Source organism: Streptacidiphilus pinicola (assembly GCF_003258295.1).
GTDB classification, from domain to species: domain Bacteria; phylum Actinomycetota; class Actinomycetes; order Streptomycetales; family Streptomycetaceae; genus Streptacidiphilus; species Streptacidiphilus pinicola.
On the sequence record NZ_QKYN01000058.1, the window covers coordinates 37,250 to 44,997 of the forward strand.

Annotated in this window: 6 protein-coding genes and 1 tRNA gene; 4 read left to right on the forward strand and 3 right to left on the reverse strand. The window is 72.9% G+C overall.

Annotated features, from left to right (window positions below; all coding sequences use genetic code 11):
- The first annotated feature begins 35 nt into the window (after window positions 1-35).
- A complete protein-coding gene (locus DN069_RS14995; protein ID WP_111501476.1) occupies window positions 36-857 on the forward strand; it encodes a nucleic acid/nucleotide deaminase domain-containing protein in 822 nt (273 codons plus the stop codon).
- Window positions 854-2,614: a hypothetical protein gene (locus DN069_RS15000; protein ID WP_111501477.1), complete on the forward strand. Its 1,761-nt coding sequence runs from the start codon at window positions 854-856 to the stop codon at window positions 2,612-2,614. Before DN069_RS14995 ends, DN069_RS15000 begins: the two co-directional genes overlap by 4 nt.
- 16 nt (window positions 2,615-2,630) lie before the next feature.
- On the opposite strand, the gene DN069_RS15005 is transcribed toward DN069_RS15000, so the two are convergent.
- The 3 genes from DN069_RS15005 to DN069_RS15015 all read right to left on the reverse strand — a co-directional run bounded on the left by DN069_RS15005 (window position 2,631) and on the right by DN069_RS15015 (window position 6,655).
- Window positions 2,631-3,476 (reverse strand): YceI family protein, encoded by an 846-nt coding sequence (locus DN069_RS15005; protein WP_111501478.1) that lies wholly within the window; start codon window positions 3,474-3,476, stop codon window positions 2,631-2,633.
- 71 nt (window positions 3,477-3,547) lie between these two features.
- Complete coding sequence (locus tag DN069_RS15010) at window positions 3,548-6,007, reverse strand: MFS transporter (protein ID WP_243639247.1); 2,460 nt, start codon at window positions 6,005-6,007, stop codon at window positions 3,548-3,550.
- 189 nt (window positions 6,008-6,196) lie between these two features.
- On the reverse strand, window positions 6,197-6,655 hold the full coding sequence (locus DN069_RS15015; protein ID WP_111501480.1) for a MarR family winged helix-turn-helix transcriptional regulator: 459 nt from the start codon (window positions 6,653-6,655) through the stop codon (window positions 6,197-6,199).
- A 141-nt stretch (window positions 6,656-6,796) separates the two neighbouring features.
- Between DN069_RS15015 and DN069_RS15020 the strand changes: the two genes are divergently transcribed.
- Both DN069_RS15020 and DN069_RS15025 read left to right on the forward strand, forming a co-directional pair.
- Window positions 6,797-6,870 (forward strand) — tRNA-Met (locus tag DN069_RS15020).
- A 92-nt stretch (window positions 6,871-6,962) separates the two neighbouring features.
- On the forward strand, window positions 6,963-7,748 hold a 786-nt coding region (locus DN069_RS15025), incomplete at its 3' end, for a DEAD/DEAH box helicase (protein WP_133259930.1).

Here is a 7,748-nt window from a genome sequence, read left to right on the forward strand (position 1 = left end):
CGACAGCACGTCATGTCACGCGAGGAGCAGGAACGATGACCGATCCGGGGCTGGAGCAGCGCGTCCGCGCCCACTTCGGTGAGCAGGGCGTGCGCGCGATCGGCGGGCTGCCGTATCCGCTGGAGGTCGGTCCGTACTTCCGGACCGAGCCCGACGACGACGTCCCGTTCGGTGCGTACGCCGAATCGGTCGGCGCGCCGCTGTCCCGTCCGGAGCAGGCCGAGTGGACCCGCCTCGGCCTCGACGGCGGCTTCGAGCTGTGCGTGGACGCCGCCGGGTCGGTCCAGGCGGTGACCCTGATCGAGGACGAGCCCGCACGCTTCGTCAACTCCGGAGCGGCTCAGCTGCTCTCCGCTCTCCTCGGGCTCGACCGGCTGCTGGACGCGGTGTCGGGTGCGAGCAACCCCGAGCGGGCGGCCGCCGCCTTCCAGGCCTTCCAGGCCCAACTGGCCGAGGAGGACCCGGCCGCGGTGGCCGACGGCGACCACTGGTGGCCCCAGGTGCTCGACGACATCCGGGACACCTCCAGCGTCTCGAGCTATGCCGCCTTCGAGTACCTCGACGACAACGGCGACAAGCAGATCGTCACCCGCTCCGGCGGGCCGTGCGTGCACCCGGAGGAGCGGCTCTGGGAGGCCCTGGAGGCGGCCGGGGTCGAACCCGGGCAGATCACCCGGGTCTACACCGAGCTCCAGACCTGCTCCCTGCCGGGCCACTACTGCGCGCTGTGGACCGGCCGGCTGTTCCCCCGCGCCGAGCACACGTACTCCTTCCCCTACGGCGACACCCAGGCCTCGCGCCGGGAGGGAATCCGGTCGCTGCTGGAGGCCGCCGCGGCGAGGGAGGGCCAGGAGTGACGCCACCGTCGGCTGATCCCACCGCCGAGCCCGCGCACCAGGGTGGCGCCACGGCCGCTCCGGCCGACGTGCTGCTCGACTGGGCCACGCGCGTCGACGGGGACAGCCCGCGACTGCTGCGGGTGCTGGGCGGTCCGGGCGTCGGCAAGAGCCGGCTGCTCGCGGAACTGCTGCAGCGGTCGGACTCGGTCCCCGGTGCGCGGATCCACGCCACCGTGCCGGCGGCCTCCCAGACCCTGGCGACGGTGGCCTGGGAGCTCGGCCGCCAGCTGGGCTACGGTCCGCTGCCGCCGGAGGAGTTGGTCGCCCGGGTCGCGGCGGATCCGCGGCCGGTGCGGATCCTCGTCCCCGATCTCCAGCTCGTCGGCGCCGGCCTGCCCGAGGGCGGCGCCGGCACCCGTCCGGCGGACGTGGCGGAGCGGATCCTCGCGCCGCTGCTGGAGCTTCCGCACGTCCGCCTGGCGGCGGAGACGGGCACGACGGAGCTGCTGGCCCTGGTGGCCCCCGTCCTCGACGTGGAACTGTCGCCGGAATCCGCGTCCGTGATGCCACGTCAGGCCGACGGCGCCCACGCCGACGGCCCGGCCCCTGAGCAGGGTCCGGCCCCGCAGGCGATCGCCCCCGGCACCGACTGGGCCGGCCTGGACGAGGAGGAGCGCGACCGGCGGCTCGCCGCATCCGAGGTGGAGGAGCGCGGGCGCCTGCTCGCCGATCCCGGCTACCTCGTTCACGGCTCGCCGGTCGCGGTGACCGCCGCACTCGCCGACCCGCGGACGCCCGCGCCCGGCCGGCTGCGCCGCGTCTGGTCGGCCGCGGCGCCGGCCCTGACCACGTTCGGGCTCGACGCCGTCGAGCGGGCCGCACTGCTGCACACCGCCGCGCTGTCCACCGACCCCGCCCTCGCCGAGTACCTGCGCCCGCTCGCCGCCACCCACAACTGGTCCGCGCACTGGTCCCACGCCCACGGCGGCGCGGGATCGCTGGCGCTCGTCGGGGACGGCCTCGCCGTCGCCGACGCCGTGGGCCGGGTCCTCTTCCTCGACCCCGCCACCGGCTCCCGCACGGGCGTCCTGCCCACCGTGGCGGGTATCCGGCCGGACGCCCTGACCGCCGTCGACACGCACGTCCTGCTCTGCCTGGACACGGACGGCACCCTGCACCCCATCGGCCCCGACGCCGAGTCGTCCACGGTCACCGCGGCCGCGGCGTACCACAGCCGGCGCGGGCTGACCGACCCCCGCACCCTCCCCACGGCGCTGGCCTGCGGCCCCACCACGCCCCTCGCCGTGGCCGGCGCGGACGGCCGGGTGCACCTGTGGACCCTCGACGGCGCAGGAGCGAGCACCGGCGACAGCGACAGCGGCGCGGAGCCCTCGTCCTACCAGGCACACGACCTGCCGGTCACCGCCGTGGCCCTGGTCCGGCCCGAGGACGGCCCGCTGTTCGCCGCGACGGGCTCGCTCGACGGCACCGTCCGCCTCTGGGACTCGATCTCCGGCACCGTCATGCCGGAGCCGGTGGAACGCCGGGCCGCCGTCCCCTCCGCGCTGGCCGCCACGGACACCACGACCGGCCCGATCCTCGCCGTCGCCTGGTCCGACCAGCGGATCCACCTCTGGCACCTGCTCTCCGGCGCCCTCTCCGCCTTTCCCTGGCCGGCCCCGATCGAGTCGCTCGCCTTCGCGGCGGACGGCACCCTCTTCATCTCGACCCCGACGACGGTCACGGCCGTCGGCCTCGCGCCGCTGCCCTGGTGAGGGCGGCGGCGCGGTGTCACGCCGTCGGCAGTGAACTCCCCTGCACCGCCTGGATGTCGAGTTCCACGCGGAGCGTGGTGCCGATCGCGGCGATGCCGGCCTGGAGGACCTGGTTGTAGGTCATCGCGAAGTCCTCACGGTGGAGTTCGGCCGTGGCGCGGAACGCTGCGCGAGTGCCGCCCCAGGGGTCGGGGCCGGTGCCGAGGTAGCTGAGGTCCAGGTCGACCGGGCGGGTCACGGCGTTCATGGTCAGTTCGCCGTGGACCGTCCAGCGGCCCGGGCCCGCCGGGGAGACGCCGCGGGTGCTGCGGTAGCTGATCTCCGGGTGGACGTCCACGTTGAGGAAGTCCGCCGACCGCAGGTGCCCGTCGCGCATCGTGTTGCCGGTGTCGATCGAGGCCGCGGCGATCGTGGCGGAGACCCGGGAGTCCGCGATGTTCTCGGCGATCTCGATCTGCCCGTGGAACTCGCCGAAGTGGCCGCGGATGCTGGAGATCCCCAGGTGCTGCGCGACCGCGCCCACCGAGGAGTGGCTCGGGTCGATCGTCCACGGTCCCGGGGGCGGGAGTTCCACGCCGCCCTGGCGGGCCAGCACCAGGTTGCCCAGGTCCACCCATCCGGAGGAGGGGACGATCGCGGTCGAGGCGGTCGGCTGGTAGCCGACCGCGGTGACGATCACGGTGTAGACGCCCTGCGGCAGCGCGGCCGTGCGCACGGCGCCGTCGTCGTCCGCGGTGACCCGCAGGATCTGAGCGCCCGTCATGTCGGTGACGGTCAGCACCGCGTGCTGCACCGCCCAGCCCGCCTTGGTCCGCACCCGGGCACGAAGCCCGGTGCCGCCCGCACCCGTGTGAGTGGTCATTGCTGCTGCTCCTGATCGTTCGGTGACGGGTTCCGGCCGACGGTTGTCGGCCGGAACCCGTGTTCCCCCGCTCACTCGTCCGGGTGGCCGAGCTCCACGTCGTGGCCGCTCTCGCCGCGCCCGTCCACGGTCAGCGCGGAGGCGACCGGCGGGTAGCCGCTGGTGATGAGGGTGTAGTCGCCCGCGTCCAGGTCGGTGAAGGCGTAGCCGCCGTCCTCACCCGTGGTCGCGGTGCCGACGACGTTGCCGGCCCCGTCCACGAGGGTGACCCGGGCGTCGGCCAGCGGGCGGTGGTCCGCGCCGGCACGCACCGTGCCCTGCAGTTGCACACCGGCGGCCAGCTCGATCTCGACGCGGGTCAGGCCCGCCCCGCCGACCTCCGCCAGCAGCGCGGCCGGACGGAACCCGGCGGCGTTGACGGCGACGGTGAAGGTGCCGGAGGCCAGGTCGCCGAAGGTGAAGACGCCCGTCTCGGCGGTCTTCCCGGTGGCCAGCACCTCGCCGCGGACGTCGGTGAGGACGACCATCGCGTCACCCACCGGCCGCCCGCCCGCCGCCGCGCGCACCAGGCCGGTCAGGCCGCTGGTGCCGGAGAGCGCCACGTCGTAGACGAGCGGGCCGTCGCCGACGACGACGGTGGACGCCTGCGGCTGGTGGCCCTCGGCGGCCGCGATCAGCACGTAGCTGCCCGCGCCGGGCGCGGTCAGCTCATAACCGCCGTCGGCGCCCACCGGGGTGCGGCCCAGCTGCCGCCCCTGGAGCGTGATCAGGGTGAGCGTCGCGGTGCCGACCGGGTGGCCGTCCCCGCCACGCACGAAGCCGTGGATCGTGATGCCGCTCATCGGAACCTCCTGGCCGGCCACGGGGTCGATGCCCGCGGTCGCGAACACGGCGGCCGGCTGCACGTCGGCAGCGGCGGCCAGACTGGCCAACTCCACCTCGGACGCGGTCTCCTCCTCGACAGCCGGGGTGGCCGCGGCGGCCGGGGCGGCCGGGTTGGCGTCTTCCGTCCCCTCGATCCCGGCGCTCTGCTGCAGCGCGTTCGCCGTCTTCAGCGGCACCTCCTTGATGAAGACCACCAGCAGGAAGGCGACCAGCGCGAACGGGGCGGCGTAGAGGAACACGTCCGCGATGGCGTGCCCGTAGCTGCTCTCGACGATCCCGCGGACCACGGTGGGCAGCTTCCCCAGGTCGGGGATGTTGGCCTCGCCGCCGGAGGAGGCCGGCATCGGGAGGCCGAGGGCGGCGAAGCCGTCCTTCGTGTAGTGGGTGATCCGGGTGGTGAGCGCGGCGCCGAGGGCGGCGACCCCGATCGCGCCACCGAGGGACCGGAAGAAGGTGACCAGCGAGCTGGCCGCGCCGAGGTCCTTGGGGGCGACCTGGTTCTGCACCGCGAGCACCAGGTTCTGCATCATCAGACCGATGCCGACGCCCAGCAGCGCCATGTAGACGCCGACCTCCCAGTAGGGGGTGTCGGACCGGATCAGGCCGAGCGTGCCGGCGCCTGCGGTCAGGAAGAGACCGCCGCCGACGAGGAAGGCCTTCCAGCGGCCGGTGCGGGTGATGACCTGGCCGGAGACCATCGAGGCGACGAAGAGGCCGCCGACCATTGGAATGGTCATCACGCCCGACATGGTCGGGGTCTTGCCGCGGGAGAGCTGGAAGTACTGGCTGAGGAAGACGGTGCCGGCGAACATCGCGATGCCGACGAAGAGGCTGGCGACGGAGGTCAGCGTGATCGTCGCGTTGCGGAACAGCCGCAGCGGGATGATCGGCTCGCTCGCCCTGGACTCGACGAGCAGGAAGATCAGACCGAGGACGACGGCGCCGGGCACCATCACGTAGGTCTGCCACGACAGCCAGGCGAACTTGTCGCCGGCCAGCGTGACCCAGACCATCAGCAGGCAGACCGCGGCGGTGACGAAGAACGCCCCCAGCCAGTCGACCTTGACCTGCCGCTTCACCACCGGCAGGTGGATCGTCTTCTGCAGCACGACCAGCGCGATGACGGCGAACGGCACGACCACGTAGAAGCACCAGCGCCAGCCGAGCCAGCTGGTGTCGGTGATGACGCCACCGACCAGCGGGCCGCCGACGGTCGCGACGGCGAAGGTCGCGCCGAGGTAGCCGCTGTACCGGCCGCGCTCACGCGGCGAGATCATGGCGGCCATGATCACCTGCGAGAGCGCGGACAGACCGCCCGCGCCGATGCCCTGCACGACGCGGCAGGCGATCAGCATGCCGGCGTTCTGCGAGAAGCCGGCCACCACCGAGGCGACGATATAGAGCACCAGGGCTATCTGGACCAGGAGCTTCTTGCTCACCAGGTCCGACATCTTGCCCCACAGCGGGGTGGTCGCGGTGACCGCGAGCAGCGCCGCCGTGACGATCCAGGTGTAGGCGCTCTGACCGCCGCCGATGTCCGCGAGGATGGTCGGCAGCGCGGTCGACACGATCGTCGAGGAGAGCACGGCGACGAACATGCCGAGCATCAGCCCGGACAGTGCCTCCATGATCTGCCGGTGCGACATCGGGGCCTGGTGGTCCCCGGCGTGCGGGCCGGGTGCGGCATGCGCGCCGTGCTTGGGCGCGGCCTCCTGCACACCGGTCGATACGGATGTTGCCATCGTCTGTGTTCTCCAACTGACTTGCTGGGCAAGACAGTTTTGGGCGAGGGGTGGGCGGGCGGTCAGTGGTTCGGTCAGGTCGTCGATCAGTCGTCAGTCGGTCAGTCGGCTGCAGGCCTTGGGGCGGCTGCCGTCGAAGCTCTCGCGCAGCCGGGCCATGAGTGTGGAGAGCTGCGTCACTTCGTCGTCCGTCCAGTCCTGCAGGAAGTCCGCGAGCGTCTCGGCGATGAGGTCCGACGCGTCGCGCAGGACCTCCTCTCCGGCAGGGGTGAGGCTCAGCAACCGTGATCGCTTGTCCTGCGGGTCGGGGTGGCGTTCGATCCACCCGCGTTCGGCGAGGTAGGCAACGTGGCGGCTGGTGACCGACACGTCAACGTCGAGCCGCTCCGACAGCTCGACGGTCCGCATCCGCCCGTACCGGGAGAGCATCCGCAACACCGCGACGGAGCCGGCCGCACGGTCGTGCGGCAGCGCGCGCTTCAGCCCACGACTGACCGCGCCCAGCGCGCTCAGTTGCCGCATCAGCTCCGCGCAGCGCTCCTGCGTCGCCATCACAACCCCCGCACATTAGTTGCCTGGGGCAACCTTAAGGCATTTAGTTGCAACAGGCAAATGAATGGCCGGTGCGGTGACCGCCGTCACGTCCGGGCGGGACCCGGAGGGGGTCGGGCTCTGTTACCGTTGAGATACCGACGCGGGGTGGAGCAGCTCGGTAGCTCGCTGGGCTCATAACCCAGAGGTCGCAGGTTCAAATCCTGTCCCCGCTACTACGACTCTGTGGGCTCGGCCGGAAGGCCGGGCCCACAGAGCTTTTTATGGCTTCTTATCTGCCATCGTGGCTTCTTGTGGAAGGTCCGTCGTGAACCACCGCACCAACCGGTCCAACGACCAGCGCCCGGCGACGCGATTCGGCCGACCCCTCTCCCCCGCGGAGCGCGCCGGGAAGACCGGGCAGAAGCGCGGTTCCTGGCAGCAGGGCGGCCCGGAGGCCGGTGACGGCCGCCAGCGACGCGGCGGACAGTCCTTCGGTGCGCCGAAGCGCCGTCCGGTGAAGCGTCAGGTCATCGCCGCACAGGGCGACTTCGAGGTGGTGGCCCCGCAGACCCCGGCGCTTCCGGCGGTCACGTCCTTCGCCGAGCTGGAGCTGCCGCGTGCGCTGCAGGCGACGCTCGCGCGCGAGGGCATCACCGAGCCGTTCCCGATCCAGGGGGCGACGCTGCCCAACGCGCTCGCCGGGCGCGACGTCCTCGGCCGCGGCCGGACCGGCTCCGGCAAGACCCTCGCCTTCGGCCTCGCGCTCCTCGCCCGGACCGCGGGCCGCCGCGCGGAGACCAAGGCTCCGCTGGCCCTGGTCCTGGTACCGACCCGGGAGCTGGCCCAGCAGGTCGCCACCTCGCTCGGCCCCTACGCGACCGCGGTCAACCTGCGCGTGGCCACCGTCGTCGGCGGCCTCTCGATCGGCCGCCAGGCGGGCGAGATGAAGCGCGGCGTCGACGTGCTCATCGCCACCCCCGGCCGGCTGCGGGACCTGCTGGACCGCGGCGACGTGCGGCTCGACCGCGTCGAGACCACCGTGCTGGACGAGGCCGACCAGATGGCCGACATGGGCTTCCTGCCGCAGGTCACGGCCCTGCTGGAGGCTGTC

Coding starts and splice junctions, on each gene's coding strand:
- DN069_RS14995 (WP_111501476.1), top strand. CDS start 36: ATGACCGATCCGGGGCTGGAGCAGCGCGTCCGCGCCCACTTCGGTGAG.
- DN069_RS15005 (WP_111501478.1), bottom strand. CDS start 3,476: ATGACCACTCACACGGGTGCGGGCGGCACCGGGCTTCGTGCCCGGGTG.
- DN069_RS15010 (WP_243639247.1), bottom strand. CDS start 6,007: ATGTCGCACCGGCAGATCATGGAGGCACTGTCCGGGCTGATGCTCGGC.
- DN069_RS15015 (WP_111501480.1), bottom strand. CDS start 6,655: ATGGCGACGCAGGAGCGCTGCGCGGAGCTGATGCGGCAACTGAGCGCG.